Raw genomic sequence first — 20,952 nt, forward strand, 5'->3', positions numbered from 1 at the left:
GGCCGCGGCCCGTCCCGAAGGCCGACGCCACGGACAGAAGGGGAACAGCAGGATGAGCGGTCAGCTGTACGACGAGATCGGCGAGGCGTTCGAGGGCTTCAAGACGCTTCCGCTCGCGCGCTACGGGGAGGTGCCCGGCTTCCTGGCGATGGTCGGGGACGTGCGCGGCAGATCGGTCCTCGACCTCGCCTGCGGAACCGGCTTCTACAGCCGGGAGTTGAAGCGCCGCGGCGCGGGCGACGTCCTCGGGGTCGACATCTCCGGCGAGATGATCGCCGCCGCCCGCGGCATCGAGGAGCAGGACCCGCTCGGCATCCGCTACGAGACGGGCGACATCGCCGAACTGCGCACCTTCGAGCGCCGCTTCGACCTCGCGATCGCCGTCCAGGCGTTCAACTACGCCGAGGAGGTCGCCACCATCGAGCGGATGTGCCGCCGCATCCACCGCAGCCTCGTGCCGGGCGCCGAGTTCTTCGTCTTCGGGCAGAACCCGGACTACCGGTTCGACGGCCCTTCGCTGGACAAGTACGGCTTCCTCTGCGAAGCGGCCGGCGGGGCGGCCGAGACCGGGCCGCGCGTGCGGATCACCGCCCTTCTCGACCCGCCCATCTCCTTCGTCGCCACCCCGCCGCGCCGCGAGGTCTACGAGAACTCGCTGCGGGCGGCCGGGTTCACCGACCTGACCTGGGTGCCGCTGGAGATCTCCGACGCCGGGATACGCGAGTACGGCGAGGAGTTCTGGGCCGACCTCGCCGGGAACCCGCCCCTGGAGATGCTGCGCTGCCGCGCCTGACACCCGCCCCGGTCGCCTCAGGCGATCGCCGCACCCGTGAGGGTCCGCGCGATTCCCGCGTCGAGATCGGTGCGGTAGCCGGTCTCGAACGCGGAGTCGTAGGCCTGCTCGCCGAGGGACGCCCGGGTGCGCGTGACGCAGTCCTCGTGGGCCGCGACCCAGGACGGGATGCCGACCTGGGGGCGGCCGAGGGTGGTCCACAACTGGTGGGCCAGACCCAGGAGTTGGGCCGCACGCCCGGCGTCGCCGCGGGCGATGGCGCACTGGGCGAGCGCCTCCAGGCACATCCCCGAGCCGAAGTTGTCGTGCATCCGGTGTTTGACCGTCAGCGAGGCGCGGGCCGAGTGCTCCGCCTCCGGGATACGGCCGAGCGCGAGTTCGGCCTGCGCGCGGATGGAGTCGCCCCAGGCGCGCATCCAGTTCTCGCCCGTCTTCTCGCAGATCTGCCGCATCTCGTCCAGGCCCGGCAGCGCCTCCTCGGCCATGCCCATGGCGATCCGGGCATGGCTGCCGACGGCGAGCGAGCCGAGGCCCTGCAAGGTGAGCATGGACTCCAGGGAGCGGCTGTGCCGGGCGTGCAGTTCGTCGGTCACGGCGAGGACCGTCGCCGCGTCGCCGCGCAGCGCCCCCGCCACCGCGACCACGGACTTGGCGAGGCCGTCCTCGTCCTCGCCGAACCGCGCCGCCAGCGGGACGATCTCGGCGGCGCACTCCTCAAGGGCGGGCGAGTCGCCCAGCTCCGTCAGGACGAGGCCGAGGGCGTAGAGGGCCTTGAGACGCAGCGGGCTCGGCCCGGTGAACGCGGCCAGCGCGCGGTCGAGATAGTGCCGCCCCTCCCGGGCGAGCCCGCACGCGTACCAGAGGAACCACAGGTCACCGGCCATGCCCAGACCGATCCGGCTGTCGGCGGACCCGAGGCAGGATTCGAGGGCGAGCCGGAGGTTGTCGAGCTCGGCGTGCATCCGCTCGTACCAGGCGTACTGGTCGGCCCCCATCCAGGCCAGGTCGCCGTCCCGCGCGAGGCGCACGTACCAGGTGCGGTGCCTGCGCCGGAACTCGCGGCCCTCGCCGAGGCTCCGCAGCCAGCTCTCGCCGTACTCGCGGATCGTGTCGAGCATCCGGTACCGCTCACCGGCCGCCGTCGGCTCCCACGTGATGATCGACTTCTCGGCGAGCTGCGTGAGGAGCCGGGGGATCTCCCTGCGGTCGAGCCGGTCGTCGCCGCAGACCTGGACCGCGCCCTCCAGGTCGAAGCTGCCGACGAACACGGACAGGCGTGCCCACAGCAACCGCTCGGCAGGGGTGCACAGTTGGTGGCTCCAGCCGATCGCCGTGCGCAGCGCCTGGTGCCACACGGGGTCCGTCCGGTCGAGCGCGGCATCGTTCTCGCCGAGGACGTCGAAGCGGTCCGACACCCGGTCGGCGAGGCGGTCGGTGAGCTCGGCGGGGGAGAGGTCGCTCAGCCGTGCCGCGGCCAGCTCGATCGCCAGTGGCAGGCCCTCCAGCTGACGGCACACCTCCTCCAGGGCGGGGCGGACCGCCTCGGTGACGGTGAAGCCGGGCACCGCGCCGGCGGCCCGCTCGGTGAGCAGGACCATCGCGTCGGACTCGGGCCCCGCGCCGGGTCCCGGCACCGGCAGCGGGTCCACGGTCACGACCTCCTCCAACGCCGTACCGAGCACCCGCCGGCTCGTCGCCAGGATGCGCAGCCCCGGCGCGGCGGCCACCAACTGCTCGATCACCGGCCGGAGTTCGACGGTGAGGTGCTCGCAGGTGTCGAGGACCAGCAGGATCTCGCGCTCGGCGAGATAGCCCGCGAGCGCGTCGAGCACGGGCGTGCTGGTCTGGTGCGCCATGGGCAGCGCCTCGGCGACGGCGTGCGGCAGCAGTTCCGCGTCGCGCAGGCCCGACAGCGCGACCCACCACGCCCCGTCCTTGAACCGCGGCTGCATCCGGTCGGCGACGCCGTGGGCGAGGCGGGTCTTGCCCACGCCGCCGACCCCCACGAGCGTCACCACCCGGTGCGGATCGAGGGCCCGTGCGACGTGGTCCAACTCCTTGCGACGCCCCACCAGTTGCCCGGTCGGCCGGGGCAACTCGCCCACCCGTCGCTCCTGCTGCCTGTCCGCCGTCATCGTCCCGCTCCCACGCCGAGTGCCGCTGCACCGTCAGTGCTATCAACTCGACGGGGTCCGAGGGAGAGTTATGGCCGGATCCGGCGGAATCGGCGGAGCGCCGGGCGGGCGAGCCGCACCCTCGTCACCCGAGGGTGAACGACGCCAGTCGCATCCCTTCGCCGAGCACCAGGTACACGTCGCTCCTGCCGTCGGGGACGCCGTCGAGCGCCGCCGTCACGGCCGTGTACGCGTAGACCGAGGACGTCCCGCCGAAGGCCGCCGTCCCGACGCGGCGCCCGGTCGGTGACCCGAGCCGGACCTCGACGGAGCCCGCGGCGCCCGCCACTCGCGCCTTGAACTGCCGTTTTCCACCCGACAGTTGAGCGTCCTTGTACGACACCCACGCGCCCGCGGCGGTCGCCCCGACCGCCGTGCCGCGCACCTTCGACTCGTCCACCAGCCGGATCGAGGCGTAGTCGTCGAAGTTCTCCGCGCGGGTGGTGCGCGACAGGTCGCGGGGTGCGATCGTCTCGCCGGACACCTTCCAGGTCGTGCGCGCCCGCAGATCCGCCGACGAGGACCCGACCCCGATCTCGTACGTCGCCGACTCGACGACCCACCGCGACCGCGTCACGTCCCAGTGCGCGAGGTCCCGCTCGGTGAGGCGCAGCCGGACCGTCTTCGTCTCGCCCGGCTTCAGCGACACCCGCCGGAACGCCTTCAGCTGCTGGAGCGGCTGCACATCGCGGGACGTGCGCTGGTGGACGTACAGCTGCACGACCTCGTCGCCCGCGCGGCGGCCCGTGTTGGTGACGGCGACCGTGTACCCGCCATCGAAGCGCTTCAACTGCCCGTACGAGAACGTCGTGTACGACAGGCCGTACCCGAAGGGGTAGAGCGGCTTGCCCCGGAAGTACCAGTAGGTGCGCTCGTGCTTGATGATGTCGTACTCGAGGATGGAGGGGAGGTCGTCCTCGGAGCGGTACCAGGTCTGGGTGAGGCGGCCCGCCGGGTTCGCGTCACCGAAGACGAGGTCGGCGAGGGCGTTGCCGGTCTCCTGTCCCGCGTGCGACGTCCACAGCAACGCCGGTACCCGCGCGGCGAGTTCACCGATGGTCGTCGGGTAGCTGTTCTCGACGATCACCACCGTACGGGGATTCGCCGCGACGACCGCCTCGACCAGGGCGGCCTGCGCCGGGGCGATGCCCATGTCCGTGCGGTCGTGGTTCTCGCGGCCGTTGATCGCGGGCATCGAGCCGATGACGACGATCGCCGCGTCCTTGCCCTTGACCGCGGCGACGGCCTCCTCCGTGCCCGAGCGGACCACCTCGCGCGCGTAGTGCGCCGCGGCGGACTTCTCGACGAGGCCCAGCGTCCCGTCGGCGCCGGACGGGCCGAGGTAGACGGGCGAGGTCCACCAGGAGTCGGCGGTCTCGTACCCCGCGTACTTCAGGAGGTACGTGCCGTCCGCCTGCTTCTCCAGGCTGAACTGCTGCATCACGTACCAACCACCCGGCTGCACCTGGTCGTTGACGAACCCGGCGTCGCTCCGGCCCACGTACCGCCCGTTGGCGACGGAGCGCAGCGTCACGATGCCCGCGCCCCAGTCGAAGACGTCGAACTGTGCGGTCTCCTCGGTGGCCGCCGCCCCGGACTCGCGCAGCGCAGCGCCCGCCGTTCCGGTGCCCGCCGTCACGTACTTGTCGGTCGCCGTGTTGCGCAGCGCGATCCGGTCGACACCCTCGCTGCTCGCGACATCCTTGCCGACCTTGGCCGCGACCCCGTCCTTCGGCGTCACCTCGTACGGCAGGGTCCCCGCGTACCAGTCGGTGTAGAGGGTGTCCGCGAGCGGGCCGACCACCGCCACGTCGGCGGACTTGCGCAGCGGCAGCGTGCCGCCGGAGTTCTTCAGGAGCACGGCCGCCTTGGTGGCCGCCTCACGGGCGAGGGCCCGGTGCGCCGGGGTGTCGATCGCCTCCTTGCCGATCGCACCGTACTTCCCGCCGTTCGGGTCGAACTCGCCGAGCCGGACGCGCACCGCGAGGATGTGGCCCGCGGCCCGGTCGATGTCGGCCTCGGTGAGCAGCCCGTCCGTGAGGGCCTTCTTCACGGCGGTCGTGGTCGGCGCGGAGTCGGCGTCGTCCGTCGTGTAGCTGTCGATGCCCGCCTTCATCGCGGCGGCGTCGGCCTCCGCGAGCGTGGGGTAGTAGTTCTGCGCACCGACGCCGGTCACCAGGTTGTTGGGCGCCCAGGCGTCCGTCACGTTCATCAGGTCGCGGTCGGTCCACGAGCGCACGGCGTCGTTCAGATCCGGATCGACCGTGCAGGGACGCCCGTTGACGAGGTTGTACGAGGACATCACGCCGGTCACCGCGTCCGCCTCGACCGCGGGCCTGAACGCCGCCTGGTCGTACTCGTGCTTGACGCGCGGCCGCAGGTCGCTGGAGGTCCGGTCGCGGCGCACCTCGTTGTTGTTGGCGCTGAAGTGCTTGATCGTCGGGGCGGACTTGAGGTGGTCCGGGTCGCCGCCGGTCATCCCCTTGCCGTACGCCGTCGAGATCACGCCGGTCAGATACGGGTCCTCGGAGTAGCCCTCCTCGTTGCGGCCCCAGCGCGGGTCGCGCAGCAGATTCGCCACCGGCGCCCACAGGTTGAGGCCCCAGCCGGCGGGCCGCTCCTGCTGGAAGCCGCGCGCCTCGTCGCCGACGGCGGAGCCGACGCGCTCGATCAGCTCCGGGTCCCAGGTCGAGGCGAGCCCGATCGCCTGCGGGAACACGGTCGCCTTGCCGAGCCAGGCGACACCGTGCAGCGCCTCGGTGCCGGTGCGGAACGACTTGATGCCGAGCCGGTCGATCGCCGGCTGGTACTGGTGGAACAGCGAGATCTTCTCGTCGAGCGTGAGCCGCCCGAGCAGGTCCTTCACCCGGGCCGCCACCGAGTGCGCCGGGTTCTGGAAGGGGTACGCGGCGGCGGCCGACGCGGGCGGCGCCCCCACGGCCATCAGCGTCCCGGGGACGGCGAGCGCCGCGGTCGCCGCGGCGAGCAGGTTGCGCCGGCTGATTCCGGTGGCGGCAGGTCTTTCACGGTCGTGCACGGCAGGACTCCTTCGATGCGGGTGGGATCCGGGGTCGTACAGGCGTGAACCACGTGAACTAGAAGTGAGGGAAGGTCACTTGACCGCGCCCACGGCGATGCCGCGGGTCAGGGTCCGCTGGAAGAGCAGGAAGAAGACGATCGCGGGCAGGACGCCGAGCAGCGCGGCCGCGTTGGTCATCGTCGCGTCCATCAGGCGCTGCCCCTGGAGCACGCCGAGCGCCACCGACACCGTCTGGTTGTCGTTGGAGAGCAGCATGACGAGCGGCAGCAGGAACTCGTTCCACGTCCAGATGAAGAAGAAGACGAGCAGCACGCCGATCGTCGGCCGGTTCATCGGCACCACGATCCGCCACAGCACCTGCCACTTCCCGGCCCCGTCGATCCGCGCCGCCTCGATCACCTCGCGCGGGAAGCGCCCGAGGACGGACGACAGGAGGTACGTGCCGAACGCCGACTGGATCACCGTGAACACGATGATCACGCTGAGCCGGGTGTCGTACAGGTCCACCTTCTTCGCCATGAAGTACAGCGGATAGACGAGCGCCTCCTGCGGCAGCATGTTCGCGAGCACGAAGAACGCGAGCACCCAGGTGCGCCCGCGCACCCGCCCGATGCCGATCGCGTACGCCGTGAGCACGGAGAGGACCACGGCCAGCAGGGCGACGGAACCGCTGATCAGGGCCGAGTTCCACAGCTTCTGCCCGAAGTCGACGCGCTCCCAGAACCCGGTGATCCCGTCGGTGTAGAAGCTGTCGGGCAGGCTGAGCGGGCCGTTGTTCGAGTAGTCCTCGGGGGACTTGAACGCGTTGACGACGACGATCAGAAACGGGGCGATCATGAACAGCGCCGCGACGCCGAGTGCCACGAGCACCGGGTGACGGCGGATGGCGGCGCTCACGCGGCCCGTCCTTCCTCGACGTCCTCGGCGCGGGTCTGGAGCTTCAGACCGACCAGCGCGAGTACGAGAATGATCACGGTCAGTACGGTGGAGATGGCGGCGCCGTAGCCGACCTGCGTCTGCTCGAAGAAGGTCGTGTACGAGAAGTACGACGGGACGTTCGTCGCGCCGCCGGGGCCGCCCTTGGTCAGGACGTAGATCGCGCCGAAGACCTTCAGCGCGGCGATCGTGCACCACAGGAGCACGACGTAGATCTCGGGCCGGATCTGCGGCAGCGTGACGTGCCACAGCCGACGCCACCAGCCCGCCCCGTCCAGCTCCGCGGCCTCGTACAACTGCGGGTCCACGCGCTGGAGTCCGGCCATGAAGACGACGAGCGGGAAGCCGATCTGCACCCAGATCATCACGCCCATCACGGAGTACAGCGCGAGGTCGGGATCGCCCAGCCAGTCCTGCTGCCAGGAGCCGAGGCCGATCGCCTTCAGGAACGCGTTCAGGGCACCGTCGTCGGGCGCGAGGATCCAGCTCCACACGATGCCCGCGACCGCGATCGGCAGCACCTGCGGCAGGTAGAAGCAGGCGCGCAGCACGGTCGCGACCTTGCTGCCGTAGTGCTTGGCGACGAAGTCGAAGAGCGCGGCGGCGAGCACGAGCCCGACGACCGTCGGCACGATCGCCATCGACAGGACCATGAAGAGGCTGTGCCGGAACGACGCCCAGAACTCGGCATCGGCGAACAGCTCGCGGTAGTTGGCGAGCCCCGACCACTTGAGGTCGCCGACACCCTGCCAGTCGGTGAAGCTCCAGGCGGTGTTCATCGCGAACGGGGCGATGATCACGGCGAGGAAGGCGAGCGCGCCCGGCAGGAGGAACAGGGCGTACGAGTCACGGCGCCGGCGGCGCGGCAGGGGTGCGACCCCGCCGCGCCGCGCCCCGGCCGCGCGCTCCTTGCGAGGGGCGGCGAGGCTCATCCCTTCGACACGCCCTTGTCGTAGGCCGCCTGGAGGGCGTCGAGGTACTTGTCAGGTGAAGCGCTTCCGGTCATCAGCTTCTGCGTCTCGGAGACGAGCGTCTCGTAGAAGCCGGCCGCCGGCCAGTCCGAGTAGTACGCCAACCCGTCGTTCTTCGTCAGGGTGTTGAAGTTGTTGATGAGCTCCTTGGACTTGGGGTCCTTGATGGCGGAGGCGTCGGCGGCGACGGGGACGCCGCCCTTGTTGCCGAGCATGTTCTGGATCTTCTTCGACATGGTGATGTCGATGAAGTCGTAGGCCAGTTCCTTGTTCTTGGACTTGGCGGGGACGACCCAGAGGTTGCCGCCGGAGCCCGGGGTGAGCGAGGCGCCCGGGAAGACCCCGGAGGACCAGTCGAACTTCGCCTCGTCCTGGAACCGGCCGAACCACCACGACCCCGAGAAGATGATCGGCGTCTTCTGCTGGAGCCAGGAGACGCCCGCCTTCTCGGCGGTGGCGCTGGTGGTGTTCTTGTCGATGTAGCCCTTCTTCACCCAGTCGGCGAACGTCTCGGCCGCGTACGTCCAGTCGGCGTCGTGGAAGTCGGCCTTGCCCTTGAGCTCGTAGTCGTCGACCCAGGGGCGGTCGGCCTTGGTCAGGGCGAGCTGGTAGACGTACTGGTGGGCGAGGTACTCGGCGCCGGCGTTGGCCAGCGGCGTCACGCCGTGCTTCTTGAACTCGCCCAGCGCGGTGGTGAGTTCGTCGAAGGTCGTCGGGACCTTGATGCCGTACTTCTCGAAGAGGTCCTTGTTGTAGTACGCCATCAGGAACTCGCCGTAGTTCGGCACGCCGTACCACTTGCCGGAGCCCATCGTGCCCGCCGGTGAGTAGCGGCTCGTGGTGGTGACGGACGGCGAGAGCAGCTTGTCCCAGCCGCGCTCGGTCACCTCCGCGCTCATGTCCGTGAGCAGGCCCTGCTTGGAGAGCAGGCCCGCCGTGGCGTTGCCCTTGTTGTACTCCATCAGGTCGGGCGCGTCGTCCGAGCCGAGCACCATCGACGCCGTCTTCTGGATCTGGTCGAAGCTCTTCTCCTCGAACTTGACCTTCACACCCGGGTGTTGGGCCTCGAACTCCTTGATCGACTCGTTCCAGGCGGCGCCCATTGCGCTGTTGGCGGCCTCGTAGTGCCACAGCCGCAGCGTCTTCGCGTCACCGCCGCCGCTGTCGTCATCGTCGCCGCCGCAGGAGGTGAGGGCCAGGGCGCAGGTGAGCGCCACGCCGGCGGCGGCTAGGGCGCGGATGCGCCGGTTTCTCGTGTGCATGGTGCTCCGGATCGTCAACATCCGCTGGTCCCCCAGAGTTCGGCGAGATCTGTGGTTCGGCAAGATCTATCGAAGCGCTTCGACGGGTGACGGTATGAGGGGGGCCGACCGGGCGTCAATGGGCTGTACGCAGTGACGTGCGAATTGTGAGCGAAACGCGAGAAGTTCCTGCCGTAGGGGCGTCATCTCCGCGGAGGCGCACGGCAGTTCATCGCGGGGCGGGCGTCAGGCGATCGTTGGTGGAGCGATTCGACGCGGGCGGCGCGCGGGAGGCGGCAGGAGTCAGCGGCGCGACGGCGCGGCGGGACCCTCGGCCCGGTCGGCGTCCTGAGTGGCCTGGGCGTCCTGGAGTTCGGCGAGCAGGGCGGTCTGCCCGGCGAGCAGCTCGGTGAGGATGCGCCGCGCCGCCCGCAGCAGATCGGCGACGTCACCGCCGGCCAGGGCGTAGGTCACCGTGGTGCCCTCGCGGGTGGAGACCACGATGCCGGAACGGCGCAGCACGGCGAGTTGCTGCGACAGGTTCGACGGCTCGATGTCGATGTCGATGAGCAGATCCCGCACGGACACGGGTCCGTGCTGCAGCAGTTCGAGGACCCGGATGCGGACGGGGTGCCCGAGCATCCGGAAGAACTCGGCCTTGACCTGGTAGAGGGGCGGCTGCACGGGATCGCTCACTTCCCTGGCTCGATTGACGCTGGGGGCGGGCGCAGCGAACGGGGCGGATGCCTGTCGCTGCGCCCGGGGTCGTCCAATCCTTGCCCGCCGGGTCCGCCGAATCCGAGAGTTGGACAGATGCAGACATGGAGACTTGAAGAACTCTTCAAGTAGCGGGCAAATGAAGGGCGTCGGATCTCAGACCTCGAGCTGCTCCTCGGTGCGCTTGAGGTGGTGACGGGCCATCGCGAGGTTCGAGCGGCCCTTGTCGATGACGAGGTAGATGAACAGGCCGTTCCCCGACTTCCCCGCCACCGGGCGGATGAGGTGGTACTGGGTGCTCAGGGTGATCAGGATGTCCTCGATCTTGTCCTTGAGGCCGAGGACCTCCATGGTGCGCATCTTGGCGCGGATCACATCGGTGTTGCCGGCCGCGGCGACGGTCAGGTCCAGGTCCTTGCCGCCGCCCAGGGTGCCGAGCGCCATGCCGCTGGTGTAGTCGACGACCGCGGCGCCCAACGCGCCTTCGACCTCGGTCAGCAGGGTCTTCAGGGACACTTCCACGCTGGTCATGGGTCCTCCTCCGGGAGACATAGGGGCGGATTCGAGGCCCCGGCGGGAACACTAGGACGCACGCGGCCTTCCTGTATGGCATATGCCGAAAGCGGGTGCGGAGGAAGCGGGGGAGCGGTATTGAGGCCCGACTCGGACACAGGCGCTCAGGCCGGGACGTAGACCGTGAGCCACTCCGCGTCGCGCGGGCGGAAGTCGTGACGGTCCATCAAACCCGCGACGATCGCCGGGACATGGTCGGCTCCGTAGACGACGGCCACCCGGATCCTCTCGTCGGCGCGCTCGTCGATCACCCTGCCGAGCACCGCGAGGAGCCGCCGGTCGCGGTGGTCGGTCATCGCGTGCGCCACCTCGTTGTCCGCGAGCATCTCGGCGCGGGCCGTCGCCGGGAGGTCGTCGACCGCGAGGTCCTCGTCGAGGAACGCGCGCGGACCCCGTACCGCGAACACCAGACCCATCACCGGAGCCGCGACGAGCAGCAGGGCGTACATCCACAGCGGCAGCTTCCTCAGCTCCGCGACCGCCTCCGCCGCCGTGACGTCCGGATAGATCACCGGCACGGACTCGGGCAGCACCACGGAGTCCTGCTGCTCCGCGAGTCCGTTGCGCCCCCGCCGCGGAGCGAACCGGTAGGCGAGCGTCAGCGTGCTCACCACCGCCGACTTCCCCCGGATCCCCTCCTGGAGGATCAGGTCGCACGTGGCGAGCCGCCTGCGCACCTGGGAGTAGAACGTCGGCGACGCCACGTGCAGCATCGGGAAGATCACGAACTCCAGCGGCGTCCCCCTCCGCCGCATCGTGATCACGGCGGAACGCACCGCGTACCCGGTCACTTTGATGATCTGCATGGCGACCCCCGTGTACGGGGACACGAGGCGGGCCGGGTGCGCGGTTCCACGCCCCGTCGACCTGTCGGGGACCGACGGGGGCCTGACGTGTACGTTCGTCCACATCCGACCGTCCGTCCGAACCCCCGTGTTCGCGTCGCGTGAAAGAGCACGTCACTCATGGATCTGGCCACGCGCCGCCGACGGGCGGCCCTGTTCCTCTTCTTCCTCATACCCGGCCTGTCAATGTCGTCCTGGGTGACGCGGACCCCGGACGTCAGGGATCAACTCGGCGCGTCGACCGCGCAGATGGGACTGATCCTGTTCGGGCTCTCCGTGGGATCGATGATCGGCATCCTGTGTTCCGGAGCACTGGTCACCCGGTACGGGACCCGGCCCGTCATGGGTGTGGGCACGGCCGTGGTGGTGTTCAGCGTGGCGGTCATCGGGCTGGGGGCGCTGACCTCCTCGGCGTGGACCGTCACCGCCGGACTCATGCTCTTCGGTGCGGGCGTGGGCGGCGGCGAGGTCGCCATCAACATCGACGGCGCCGAGGTCGAGCAGATCTCCGGGCGTACGGTGCTCCCCACCCTGCACGGCTTCTACAGCCTCGGCACCGTCCTCGGGGCGGGGGTCGGCATCCTGTGCACCGCGGTCGGGTTCCCCGTGCAGTGGCACCTCGCCGCCGTCGCCGTGCTCACGGCCGTGCTCTTCGCGTACGCCTTCCGCTCCGTGCCCGCCGGTGTGGGCAGGACCCGTGGGACGGAAGGGAGTTCGGGTGACGGCGGCGCCACGTCCGGCGCCAAGGTGTGGAAGGACCGCTGGCTGCTCCTGCTCGGCGGCATCATCCTCGCCATGGCGCTCGCCGAGGGCGCCGCGAACGACTGGCTGCCCCTGCTCATGGTCGACGGCCACGACATGGCGCCCGCGCTCGGCTCCGCCGTCTACACGGGGTTCGCCGCCGCGATGACGATCGGCCGGTTCGTCGGAGGGTTCTTCATCGGGCGCCTCGGCCGGGGGCCCGTCGTCCGGGCGAGCGCCGTCTCGGCGACCATCGGCATCGCCGTCGTCGTCTTCTCCGACTCGCCCGTCCTGGCCGGCGTCGCGGTGCTGTTCTGGGGCCTCGGCGCCTCGCTCGGCTTCCCCGTCGCGCTCTCGGCCGCCGGTGACTCCGGGGAGAACGCGACGGCCCGGGTCGGCCTCGTGGCGATGATCGGCTACGTCGCTTTCCTGGTCGGGCCGCCCAGCCTCGGCTTCCTCGGCGACCACTACGGCCTGCGCTCCGCCATGATCGTGGTGCTCGCCTTCACCACCGCGGCGATCTTCCTCGCGCCCGCCGCCGGCCGCCGCGGTACCGCGCCCGCCACGGAACGCCCCGGCACCCCCGCCCCGGTCGAGGAGTGCGAGGACAGGGGCGTGTGACCAGGTCAGCGGGGCGGTGTCGTACGCTGGCCGTCCATGGCAATAAGTACTGCGCTGTGGTCCTTCGCCCTCGTCGTAGGGCTCCTCACCCTCACCCCCGGTCTCGACACCGCCCTCATCCTGCGCACCTCGGCCCTCGGTCGGCGCCACAGGGCCTGGGGTGTCGTCCTCGGCATCCAGACCGGCACCCTCCTGTGGGGCGCGCTCACCTCCCTCGGCGTGACCGCGCTCCTGACCGCTTCCCATGTCGCGTACGAGACCGTGCGCTGGGCCGGCGCCGCCTATCTGGTGTGGATGGGCGCCCGAATGCTCCGGGACACCTTCCGCGGGACCCGCGCGGCCGGCTCCGCCGACCTCGACCTCGGCACCGGCGCGGACACCGTCGGTGACGGCTGGCGGCAGGGGACCCTGACGAACCTCCTCAATCCGAAGATGGGCGCCTTCTATGTGGCCGTCCTGCCGCAGTTCGTCCCGGCCGGGACGAACCACTTCGCCATGGGCCTGCTGCTCACCACCGTGCACATCCTCATCGGCCTCGTCTGGTCGGCCGTCCTGATCGCCTGCGCGCGCGTCCTGCGCGGCTGGCTCAGCAAGCCCCGGGCCCGCCGGATCCTCGACCGCGTCACCGGCACCGTCGTCGCCGCCTTCGGGGTCAAACTCGCGCTCGGCGACTGACGTTCCGCTCTCCCCGTACGGCGGTGGCCACCATGGGGACCGCGCGGACCATGGTCGCGGGCCACATACCGGCCGGGCGCTCCCGCGGCGAAGGTGGGAGGCACCAGACCTCAGGCAGGTCGCCGGGACCGCCGTCGGGATGCGGCCGGTGACGCCTGGGCCGAGGACTTTTGGAGAGCACATGGACAAGGTGGTGGACGCGGCCGCGGACGCCGTGGCCGACATCCCGGACGGGGCGACGCTCGCGGTCGGCGGGTTCGGCCTGTGCGGGATCCCGTCGACGCTGATCGCCGCGCTGGCCCGGACACCGACGACGGGCCTGCGGGTGGTGTCCAACAACTGCGGGGTGGACGACTGGGGCCTCGGCCTGCTCCTGGCGGCCGGCCGGATCGCCCGGATGACGTCGTCGTACGTGGGCGAGAACAAGGAGTTCGCGCGGCAGTACCTCTCGGGGGAGCTGGAGGTCGAACTCACCCCGCAGGGCACCCTCGCCGAGCGGCTGCGGGCCGGCGGCAGCGGCATCCCGGCGTTCTTCACCCCGGCCGGCGTGGGCACCCAGGTCGAGGAGGGCGGACTGCCCTGGCGGTACGCGGCGGACGGCAGCGTCGCCGTGGCCTCACCGCCCAAGGAGATACGGGAGTTCGGGGGCCGGCGGTACCTGATGGAGGAGGCCGTCACCGCGGACTTCGCCCTGGTGCGGGCCGAGGTCGCCGACCGGCACGGCAACTGCGTGTTCCACAGCGCCGCCCGCAACTTCAACCCGCTCGCCGCCATGGCGGGCCGCACCACCCTCGTCGAGGCCGAACGCATCGTGGAGGCGGGGGAGTTGGACCCCGACGCCGTACACCTGCCGGGTGTCTACGTCGACCGGATCGTCGCCGCGGACCCCGCCGACAAGCGCATCGAGCGCCGCACCGTCCGTCCCGCCGCCCAGGAGGCCTGATCCATGGCACTCGACCGCGACCAGCTCGCCGCCCGCGCCGCCCGTGAACTGCGCGACGGGCAGTACGTGAACCTGGGCATCGGGCTGCCCACGCTGATCCCGAACCATCTCCCCGACGACATCCACGTGGTGCTGCACTCGGAGAACGGCATCCTCGGCGTCGGCCCCTACCCGGTGGCCGGCACCGAGGACCCCGACCTGATCAACGCGGGCAAGGAGACGGTCACGCTCCAACAGGGGTCCGCGACCTTCGACTCCGCCTTCTCGTTCGGGATGATCCGCGCCGGACGCATCGACGTGTCCGTGCTCGGCGCCATGCAGGTGTCGGCGAGCGGCGACCTCGCGAACTGGATGATCCCCGGAAAGATGGTCAAGGGGATGGGTGGCGCCATGGACCTGGTGCACGGCGCCCGCCGCCTGATCGTCGTCATGGAGCACACCGCGAAGGACGGCACCCCGAAGATCGTCGACGAGCTGAGCCTGCCCGCCACCGGGCGCGGCGTCGTGCACCGGATCATCACCGACCTCGCCGTCATCGACGTGACGCCCGACGGCCTGGAACTCGTGGAGTGCGCTCCGGGCGTCAGCGCGGACGACGTTCACAAGGCCACGGTGCCCGCACTGCGCGAACGGGCCCAGCTGCGTCAACTGCGCTGACCGGCACGGGAGACGAGGTGGATACGGAGCGCGAGCTGGATCTCCAGGGCGCGCTCCGGGCTCTCCCAGTCGCGGCCCAGGAGCGCGGAGATCCGCTCGATGCGCTGCACGACGGTGTTCACGTGGACGTGGAGCAGGTCCTTGGCGCGGACGTGGCTGCCGCCCGCGGCGAAGTGCGCCTGCAACGTGCGGACCAGCTCGGTGCCCCGGCGCTCGTCCCACTCCAGGACGGGCCCGAGCACCCTGCGCACGAAGCTCGCCGTGTCCTGCTCCTTGCCGAGCAGCACGCCGAGGAAACCGAGGTCGGCGGCGCACGAGCCGTCGCCGGTGAGGCCGAGCACCCGCATCGCGCTCAGGCAGCGGCGCCCCTCCGCGTAGAAGCCGGGCAGAGCGGCCGGGCCGCTGCCCGGTCCTGCGGCGACGACGCTGACGGGGGCGCCGAGCCCCTGGGAGAGGTGGTCGGCGGCGGCGCGGGCGGCGAGCCCCGGCTCGGTGCCGTCGTCGGGGATCAGCATGACGGCGCGCTGCTCGTACTCGCAGCACAGGCCCTCCCTGCCGAAGAGGTACTGCTGGGCGGCAGCGGTCAGCTTGTCGTGCACCCGCTGTTCCGCCTCGGCGACCAGGACCAGGTGGGGCCGGTTGAGGTCGACGCCCAGCCGGCGGCCGCGGTCGGCGAGCAGGGCGGGGTCGCGTCCCGCGCCGTCGAGGAGGTCGGTGAGGAGTTCGCCGCGCACCCGGTTCTCGGTCTCGGCGACGGTACGGCGCAGCAGCAGGAGCAGGGCGGTGATGGTGCCGGCGCGTTCGAACAGGCGGCGGTCGGGGCCGTCGAGATCGGGGCGGCCGTGGAAGGCGAGGCTGCCGAGGAGCTCCTGTCCGGCGAGCACGGGGCAGTACCAGACGTCGCCGTCGCGCACACAGCGGCCTTCGGCGCGGGCCCGGGTGACAGCGCCCCGCAGCGCCTCCGGATCCGGCGCGCTCGTCCCCGCGGCGCCGCCGGCCCGGGCGAGGACGTCGCCGCGCGGGTCGCAGACGGTCAGCGGGCCGCCGAGGAACTCGGCCACGGCGTCGGCCACTTCGCACACCTCGGAGCCGCGCAGCACGAGATCGGTGAGCCGGTCATGGGCCTCCGCCGCGCGCTGCGTCGACGTCGCGTGTGCCTGGATGACGGCGTTGGCCTCCGTCAGCTCGGCCGCGGCGGCCCGGGCCTCGGCGAGCGCCTTCGCGGTGTCGATGGCGATGGCGGCGTGCGCGGCGAGGGAGCTGAGCAGCGCCACTTCGTCGGGCGAGAAGCTGCGCGGACTGCGGTCGGACGCGAACAGGACGCCGATGACGTCCCGCCCGCCGGCCCGCCCGGGACCGAGGATCAGCGGCACCCCGAGGATGGCCACGAGTCCCTCGTCGAGGACGCCGTGGTCGATGGTCTGGGTGTGCTGGAAGCGTTCGTCCGTGCGGTAGTCGGGAGAGGCGTACGGGCGTCTCGTCTGCGCCACCAGACCGCCGAGGCCCTCGCCCATCCGAAGCCTGAGCTGCTGGAAGGCGAGCGAGACGGAGCCGTCCGTGACCCGCATGAAGGTGTCCTTGGTCGCCTCGTCGACCAGGGTGAGGTAGGCGGTGTCGGTGCCGAGGAGGGTCCGGGCGCGGCGCACGATCGAGTGCAGGACGGCGTCGAGGTCGCGCAGGGCGGCCAGGTCGCCCGCGGTGTCGAAGAGGGCGGTGAGCTCGGCCTCGCGGCGGCGCTGGCGGCGCAGTACCTGCCGGACGCCGAGGGCGGTCGAGACGGCCCGGTCGATCTCCCGCAGGTCCGGTTCGCCGACGCCGTCGGCGCGGGCCCGCGCGGCCACCGCCGTGTACTCCTCGGCGGACGCGTCGGTCGTCAGCAGGTCCACGAGGTGGCCCAGGGCTGCTGCGGAGCGGGTGATGAGCTGGGGCATGACAAACCTCGGGGCAGGGGGCGGGCGCGTACCGGACGACGCGGACGCGCCCGCAAGTGAGGGGTGGGAAGGGGCGGTCGGCGGTCAGTGCGCCGTCCAGCCGCCGTCGAGCGGCAGGGACGTACCGGTGACGAAGCCGGCGTTCTCGGAGCACAGCCACAGCACCGCGGAGGCGACCTCGGCGGGTTCGATGAGCCGCTTGATCGCACTGCGCTCCAGCATGATCCTCTCCAGGACCTCCGACTCGGCGATGCCGTGGGAGCGGGCCTGATCGGCGACCTGGGTCTCGACCATCGGGGTCCGCACATAGCCGGGGTTCACACAGTTCGAGGTGACGCCGTGCGGTGCGCCCTCCAGCGCGGCGACCTTGCTCAGCCCCTCAAGCGCGTGCTTGGCGGCGACGTAGGCGCCCTTGTACGGCGAGGCGCGCAGCCCGTGCACCGAGGAGAGGTTCACGATCCTGCCCCAGCCCTGCGCGTACATGTGGGGGAGGGTGTGCCGGATGATGCGGAACGGCGCCTCGACCATGATCTTCTGGATGAGCGCGAAGCGTTCCGGCGGGAACTCGTGCAGCGGCGCCACGTGCTGCAACCCGGCGTTGTTGACGACGATGTCCACGGCGGTGGGGAGCAGGTCGACGGCCGTCGGGTCGGCGAGATCGCTGACGCAGGCGGTGCCGCCGATCTCCTCGGCCACCTGGTCGGCGGCCTCCTTCGCCACGTCGAGGACGTACACATGGGCCCCGGCGTCGGCGAGGGCCACGGCGCACGCGCGCCCGATGCCGCTCGCCGCTCCGGTCACCAGAGCGGTCCGGCCTGCGAGGAAGCGGCCTGCGGGGCCGGCAAGGGGGGCGGTGGCGTCGCCCTCGGGGGAGCGGGAGGTGTTCATGCCCGTCACGGTAGGCAGCGGACCGGGCCCGGCACATGGTGCGGGAGCCCATGCCCGGGGCCGAAGACCTGGTGGCGCGCCACATGCGTCGTGGTGCCGCCGCACGGATCGGGCCGAGGTCTTGTGTGGCTCAGGAGGGTCGATCTAGGGTTCCGCGGAGACAGTGGAGAAAGCGCTTTCTCGATGGACTGCCGCGAAGGGCCCCGCACATGACCCGGAACCGATTCGACTTCTCGCCCTGGCTGTTCGCGATGGATGCCGACGACGAGGAGCGGGCCCAACAAGCCGCGCACCAGGCCCTGTTGGCCGACGGGCCGGGCACGTGCTCCCTCGCCGATCAGTGCTACGTCTCCCCGCTCGCCTCCGTGCAGAACGACGAACTCCGGCTCGGCGAGCGCAGCTACGTCGCGGCGGGCGCCTATCTGACCGGCTCGCTGCGCACGGGGCGGGACTGCACCGTGAACCCGTACGCCGTCGTGCGCGGCACCGTGGAACTCGGCGACGCGGTACGGATCGGCGCGCACACCTCCCTGATCGGGTTCAACCACACCATGTCCGACCCCGACGTCGAGGTGTTTCGGCAGCCGCACACCTCCCAGGGGATCCGGATCGGGGACGACGTGTGGATCGGCTCGCACGTCGTCGTCCTCGACGGGGTGTCCGTCGGGTCGCGGGCCGTGGTCGGCGCGGGGGCGGTGGTCACCAAGGACGTGCCCGCCGGGGCGATCGTCGGCGGCAACCCGGCGAAGGTGCTGCGCTGGCGGGTGCCGTCGGCCGCGCCCCGGACGGCCCCGGAGGGACTGGCCGCCGCTGTCGCCGAGTTCGCCGCGACGGCGCGCGACCAGGCCGAGGAGATCCTTGACCGCTGCTTCCAACGGGCCGCGGACGGCGGCCTGTTCGCCGACCGGCCCGGGGCCGCCCCGACCGTGCGGGCCCAGTGCGACGCGATCGAGATCGCCGATCTGCTCCTGGGCCGCGCCCCGGGACAGCTGCCCGCCGCCGACCAGATCGCACGGCTGCGGAGCTGGCAGGACCCGGTCACCGGAATGGTCGGGCCGCTGCTGGCCGACGGCACGCAACGCGCCCCGGAACCCGGCCTGTTCGACCCCGACGCCGGATACCACGTGCTCTGCGTCGGCTACGCGCTCGATCTGCTCGGCAGCGCGTTTCCGGGCCCGGTCCGGGTCGTGGCCGACGCGGAGGCGCGCGACGTCGCCGAAGGATTCCGGCGGCAGCCGTGGCGCGACGCCGCGTGGCACGCGGGCTCCTGGGTCGACACGCTCGGCACCGCGTTCCTGTGGAACCGCGAACAGGGGGAGCACGGCCGGCCCGGAGCCCTCGACGCCCTGTTCGGCCGGCTCCTCGCGGACGCCGACCCCCGTACGGGGATGTGGGGTTCGCCCCGCCCCGCCGACGGCCTGTTGCAGCTCGTCAACGGCTTCTACCGGGCGTCACGCGGAACGTTCGCCCAGTTCGGTCTTCCGGTGCCCTACCCGGAGCGAGTGATCGACACCGTCCTCGAACACGCCGGGGACCCCCGCTGGGTGCGCCCCGAGCGGCAGAACGCCTGCAACGTCCTCGACATCGCCCACCCGCTCTGGCTCACCCGGCACACCAGCCACCGCGCCGACGAAGTCACCGCGCTCGCCCGCCGGTTGCTGGCCGACGCCCTCGGCCACTGGACCGACCGGCAGGGCTTCGGATTCCAGGCTCCGCACCCCGCCACGGCGGGCGCCGACGCGACGGCACCAGGCCTCCAGGGCACCGAGATGTGGCTGTCCGTCATCTGGCTCCTCGCCGACCTGTCCGGCGTCGCGGAGTCCCTCGGCTACCGGCCGCGCGGGATCCACCGGCCGGAGCCGCGCGGCGACCTGCGGTCCGCGTAGACCGGCCCGGCGGGTTATCGGCGTCGGTCGCCCCCTGCGCCGTCGTCTCGCTGACCAGCGCCCTGCTTGTGGGCGTCCGCCGGCAGCTGTCGAGCGCGCTCCAGTGCACCCTCGCCGCGATCGCGTACTGGCAGGTGTTGTGGGTGCTGCGGCCGACGCTGCCACGGCGCCCCCGCACTGGCCGGCCGAGCACATGAGCCGGGCCGGTGCCTTGCTCACTGCGGTGGCAGGATCTCCGCCAGCGCCCGCATCACGGGTTCCCTGCGGATGTCGATGTGGGTGAACGTGAGCGCCTCCGCGAGGCCGGGGCGGCCCGCGCCGATCGCCACGTAGATCTGGCGGTGCTCGGCGCAGTGCTGCCGTGCGCCGTGCGCGGTGCCGGTCAGCCGGAACAGCCAGTGCATCAGGCCGAGGGTGGGCTGGAAGGACGCCTGGAGCAGCCGGTTGCCCGGCAGGTTGATCAGTTCCGCGTGGAAGGCCGTGTTCGCGGCCGCGATGGCCGCCGCGTCCCCGCGCAGCGTCGCCGACTCCGCCGCGTCGAGGACCGCGCGCAGGCCGTCGTGACCGGCGCCGCGCGCGACGAGCTCGGCCGCCCGGCGCGCCGCGAACACCTCCAGACTCAGCCGCAGATCGAAGAGTTCCTCGACGTCCCGCAGGGTCAGCCGGCGCACGCGGGCGCCCCGGCGCGGTTCGAGGACGACGAGGCCCTCGGTCGCGAGCCGCAGCAGCGCCTCGCGCACCGGGACGCGCGAGACGCCGAGCGCCTCCGCCAGTTCCCGTTCGCGCAGGCGTGAGTCCGGCGGGTACGTCCCTGCGTGGATCCCGGCCCGGATGAGTTCCTCGGTCCGCTCCACCTGCGAGGCGCCGCAGGGCGGTTCGCGCTCGGCGGTGAGCGTCACGTGCGTACGTCCGTCGCGTGCGCGCCCGCTGCGCCGGGGGCGCGAAAGGCCGGGAACGTCGGCGGGAACAGAATCTCGGTGGGGCGGCGTTCGATGTCCCGCTCGCTGTAGGCGGCCCGCATCTTCTCGAACAACTCCTGTGCGTTCCGGGCGAGTCGGGGCAGATCGATGCCCGGCAGGGCGCCGTCGACCAGGACCGGGCGGCCCGCGACGACGGAGTCCGTGGCCTGGCGTGCCGTGCCGTTGAGCAAGAACGTGCGGACCGGGTCGTCGAGCACCCCGTCGCGGACGTCGTCGAGCGAGAACGCGACCAGGTCGGCCTGCGCGCCGGGTGCGATCCGGCCCAGGTCGTCACGGCCGAGCGCGCGGGCGCCGCCCAGCGTGGCCGCCTCCACATAAGCCTCGGCGGGCGCCGCGTCGG

At 71.6% G+C, this 20,952-nt stretch carries 18 protein-coding genes; 6 read left to right on the plus strand and 12 right to left on the minus strand.

Annotation, left to right across the window (positions count from 1 at the left end; translation table 11 throughout):
* The first annotated feature begins 52 nt into the window (after positions 1–52).
* On the plus strand, positions 53–793 hold the full coding sequence (locus AB0L37_RS21800; RefSeq protein WP_365507756.1) for a class I SAM-dependent methyltransferase: 741 nt from the start codon (positions 53–55) through the stop codon (positions 791–793).
* Between the two features lie 17 nt (positions 794–810).
* Here AB0L37_RS21800 and AB0L37_RS21805 read toward each other — a convergent pair whose 3' ends face one another.
* The 8 genes from AB0L37_RS21805 to AB0L37_RS21840 all read right to left on the minus strand — a co-directional run bounded on the left by AB0L37_RS21805 (position 811) and on the right by AB0L37_RS21840 (position 11,251).
* Positions 811–2,928, minus strand: coding sequence for an NB-ARC domain-containing protein (locus AB0L37_RS21805; protein ID WP_365507758.1), 2,118 nt, complete (start codon positions 2,926–2,928; stop codon positions 811–813).
* Between the two features lie 124 nt (positions 2,929–3,052).
* Positions 3,053–6,004: a glycoside hydrolase family 3 C-terminal domain-containing protein gene (locus AB0L37_RS21810; RefSeq protein ID WP_365507761.1), complete on the minus strand. Its 2,952-nt coding sequence runs from the start codon at positions 6,002–6,004 to the stop codon at positions 3,053–3,055.
* Positions 6,005–6,079: 75 nt separating this feature from the next.
* Positions 6,080–6,904: a carbohydrate ABC transporter permease gene (locus tag AB0L37_RS21815; RefSeq protein WP_365507764.1), complete on the minus strand. Its 825-nt coding sequence runs from the start codon at positions 6,902–6,904 to the stop codon at positions 6,080–6,082.
* Positions 6,901–7,875 carry a sugar ABC transporter permease gene (locus AB0L37_RS21820; RefSeq protein ID WP_365507767.1) on the minus strand — a complete coding sequence of 325 codons (975 nt, stop codon included), beginning with the start codon at positions 7,873–7,875 and terminating at the stop codon, positions 6,901–6,903. The genes AB0L37_RS21815 and AB0L37_RS21820 overlap by 4 nt, the downstream gene beginning before the upstream one ends.
* Entirely contained in the window at positions 7,872–9,176 is a 1,305-nt protein-coding gene (locus AB0L37_RS21825) for an extracellular solute-binding protein (RefSeq protein ID WP_365507770.1), read from the minus strand. The genes AB0L37_RS21820 and AB0L37_RS21825 overlap by 4 nt, the downstream gene beginning before the upstream one ends.
* 282 nt (positions 9,177–9,458) lie before the next feature.
* A complete protein-coding gene (locus AB0L37_RS21830) occupies positions 9,459–9,839 on the minus strand; it encodes a metalloregulator ArsR/SmtB family transcription factor (protein WP_365507822.1) in 381 nt (126 codons plus the stop codon).
* 189 nt (positions 9,840–10,028) lie between these two features.
* On the minus strand, positions 10,029–10,403 hold the full coding sequence (locus AB0L37_RS21835) for a hypothetical protein (protein ID WP_365507772.1): 375 nt from the start codon (positions 10,401–10,403) through the stop codon (positions 10,029–10,031).
* Positions 10,404–10,549: 146 nt separating this feature from the next.
* A complete protein-coding gene (locus AB0L37_RS21840; protein ID WP_365507775.1) occupies positions 10,550–11,251 on the minus strand; it encodes a hypothetical protein in 702 nt (233 codons plus the stop codon).
* Positions 11,252–11,410: 159 nt separating this feature from the next.
* On the opposite strand from AB0L37_RS21840, the gene AB0L37_RS21845 reads away from it, so the two are divergent.
* The 4 genes from AB0L37_RS21845 (at position 11,411) to AB0L37_RS21860 (ending at position 14,927) form a co-directional block, all read left to right on the plus strand.
* Positions 11,411–12,652 carry an MFS transporter gene (locus AB0L37_RS21845; protein ID WP_365507778.1) on the plus strand — a complete coding sequence of 414 codons (1,242 nt, stop codon included), beginning with the start codon at positions 11,411–11,413 and terminating at the stop codon, positions 12,650–12,652.
* A 36-nt stretch (positions 12,653–12,688) separates the two neighbouring features.
* Positions 12,689–13,327: a LysE family translocator gene (locus AB0L37_RS21850; RefSeq protein ID WP_365507781.1), complete on the plus strand. Its 639-nt coding sequence runs from the start codon at positions 12,689–12,691 to the stop codon at positions 13,325–13,327.
* A gap of 181 nt (positions 13,328–13,508) precedes the next feature.
* Entirely contained in the window at positions 13,509–14,270 is a 762-nt protein-coding gene (locus AB0L37_RS21855) for a CoA transferase subunit A (protein ID WP_365507783.1), read from the plus strand.
* Between the two features lie 3 nt (positions 14,271–14,273).
* On the plus strand, positions 14,274–14,927 hold the full coding sequence (locus AB0L37_RS21860) for a 3-oxoacid CoA-transferase subunit B (RefSeq protein ID WP_365507786.1): 654 nt from the start codon (positions 14,274–14,276) through the stop codon (positions 14,925–14,927).
* On the opposite strand, the gene AB0L37_RS21865 is transcribed toward AB0L37_RS21860, so the two are convergent.
* Positions 14,915–16,858 (minus strand): GAF domain-containing protein, encoded by a 1,944-nt coding sequence (locus tag AB0L37_RS21865; protein WP_365507788.1) that lies wholly within the window; start codon positions 16,856–16,858, stop codon positions 14,915–14,917. The genes AB0L37_RS21860 and AB0L37_RS21865 overlap by 13 nt on opposite strands.
* Positions 16,859–16,942: 84 nt before the next feature.
* Positions 16,943–17,746, minus strand: a complete 804-nt coding sequence (locus AB0L37_RS21870) for a 3-hydroxybutyrate dehydrogenase (protein WP_365507791.1) — start codon at positions 17,744–17,746, stop codon at positions 16,943–16,945.
* A 209-nt stretch (positions 17,747–17,955) separates the two neighbouring features.
* Here AB0L37_RS21870 and AB0L37_RS21875 point away from each other — a divergent pair, with 209 nt between their 5' ends.
* Positions 17,956–19,632 carry an acyltransferase gene (locus tag AB0L37_RS21875; protein WP_365507793.1) on the plus strand — a complete coding sequence of 559 codons (1,677 nt, stop codon included), beginning with the start codon at positions 17,956–17,958 and terminating at the stop codon, positions 19,630–19,632.
* 215 nt (positions 19,633–19,847) lie between these two features.
* Here the strand turns inward: AB0L37_RS21875 and AB0L37_RS21880 are convergent, their stop codons facing one another.
* Positions 19,848–20,486, minus strand: coding sequence for a GntR family transcriptional regulator (locus tag AB0L37_RS21880; protein WP_365507825.1), 639 nt, complete (start codon positions 20,484–20,486; stop codon positions 19,848–19,850).
* Between the two features lie 41 nt (positions 20,487–20,527).
* The coding region (locus AB0L37_RS21885; protein ID WP_365507795.1) for an amidohydrolase family protein at positions 20,528–20,952 on the minus strand (425 nt) is incomplete at its 5' end.

This window comes from Streptomyces sp. NPDC052225 (assembly GCF_040679615.1).
GTDB lineage: Bacteria > Actinomycetota > Actinomycetes > Streptomycetales > Streptomycetaceae > Streptomyces.

What these genes read in the sequence shown, in the direction of transcription:
- AB0L37_RS21865 (WP_365507788.1), bottom strand. Translation starts at nt 16,858, where the DNA reads ATGCCCCAGCTCATCACCCGCTCCGCAGCAGCCCTGGGCCACCTCGTG.
- AB0L37_RS21805 (WP_365507758.1), bottom strand. Translation starts at nt 2,928, where the DNA reads ATGACGGCGGACAGGCAGCAGGAGCGACGGGTGGGCGAGTTGCCCCGG.
- AB0L37_RS21840 (WP_365507775.1), bottom strand. Translation starts at nt 11,251, where the DNA reads ATGCAGATCATCAAAGTGACCGGGTACGCGGTGCGTTCCGCCGTGATC.
- AB0L37_RS21820 (WP_365507767.1), bottom strand. Translation starts at nt 7,875, where the DNA reads ATGAGCCTCGCCGCCCCTCGCAAGGAGCGCGCGGCCGGGGCGCGGCGC.
- AB0L37_RS21835 (WP_365507772.1), bottom strand. Translation starts at nt 10,403, where the DNA reads ATGACCAGCGTGGAAGTGTCCCTGAAGACCCTGCTGACCGAGGTCGAA.
- AB0L37_RS21845 (WP_365507778.1), top strand. Translation starts at nt 11,411, where the DNA reads ATGGATCTGGCCACGCGCCGCCGACGGGCGGCCCTGTTCCTCTTCTTC.
- AB0L37_RS21875 (WP_365507793.1), top strand. Translation starts at nt 17,956, where the DNA reads ATGACCCGGAACCGATTCGACTTCTCGCCCTGGCTGTTCGCGATGGAT.
- AB0L37_RS21825 (WP_365507770.1), bottom strand. Translation starts at nt 9,176, where the DNA reads ATGCACACGAGAAACCGGCGCATCCGCGCCCTAGCCGCCGCCGGCGTG.
- AB0L37_RS21855 (WP_365507783.1), top strand. Translation starts at nt 13,509, where the DNA reads ATGGACAAGGTGGTGGACGCGGCCGCGGACGCCGTGGCCGACATCCCG.
- AB0L37_RS21800 (WP_365507756.1), top strand. Translation starts at nt 53, where the DNA reads ATGAGCGGTCAGCTGTACGACGAGATCGGCGAGGCGTTCGAGGGCTTC.
- AB0L37_RS21850 (WP_365507781.1), top strand. Translation starts at nt 12,689, where the DNA reads ATGGCAATAAGTACTGCGCTGTGGTCCTTCGCCCTCGTCGTAGGGCTC.
- AB0L37_RS21870 (WP_365507791.1), bottom strand. Translation starts at nt 17,746, where the DNA reads ATGAACACCTCCCGCTCCCCCGAGGGCGACGCCACCGCCCCCCTTGCC.
- AB0L37_RS21860 (WP_365507786.1), top strand. Translation starts at nt 14,274, where the DNA reads ATGGCACTCGACCGCGACCAGCTCGCCGCCCGCGCCGCCCGTGAACTG.